The sequence below is a fragment of the Streptomyces sp. NRRL F-2664 genome, from assembly GCF_000719345.1.
Classification (GTDB): domain Bacteria; phylum Actinomycetota; class Actinomycetes; order Streptomycetales; family Streptomycetaceae; genus Streptomyces.
In genome coordinates this window covers 1-381 of the sequence record NZ_JOFX01000399.1, presented here as the reverse complement: position 1 = coordinate 381, position 381 = coordinate 1, and the positions used below count along the sequence as shown (strand labels likewise).

The window sequence follows — 381 nt, the reverse complement described above, 5'->3', positions numbered from 1 at the left end:
GGGGCGGGGTAGGAGAAGGCGGTGGTCTGGGGCTTGCCGGAGTCGGGCAGGAGGGTGTGCGCGGTGGGCCGGCCCTGGTGGTCGTACTCCGTCCGCGAGGCGACCCGCCCGCCGGGGCCGGCCTCCTCCAGCACGGCCCCGGTGGCCAGGTCCGTCACGCGGGTAGTGGTGGTTTCGGCGTCCGTGCCGGGCGCCACAGTGGTGGTCTCGGTCAGGCGTCCGTCCTCCACCGTACGGCTGACCTCAGTCTTCAGCTCGCCCGGCCCCTCCCCGCGGCCCTCATCACCGGCGCCCTCAGCCCAGGAGACCGTCTGCGAGGCCAGCTGCCCGTACCCGTCGTAGGTGAACGACGTCTGCTCGCGGGCGGCAAGCCTGCCCGCA

At 74.3% G+C, this 381-nt stretch carries 1 protein-coding gene; it reads right to left on the bottom strand.

Translation table 11 applies throughout. From position 1 onward, the window contains the following. Window positions 1-381 (bottom strand): hypothetical protein (locus IF89_RS39795; protein WP_043195018.1); only part of this gene is annotated, 381 nt, incomplete at both ends.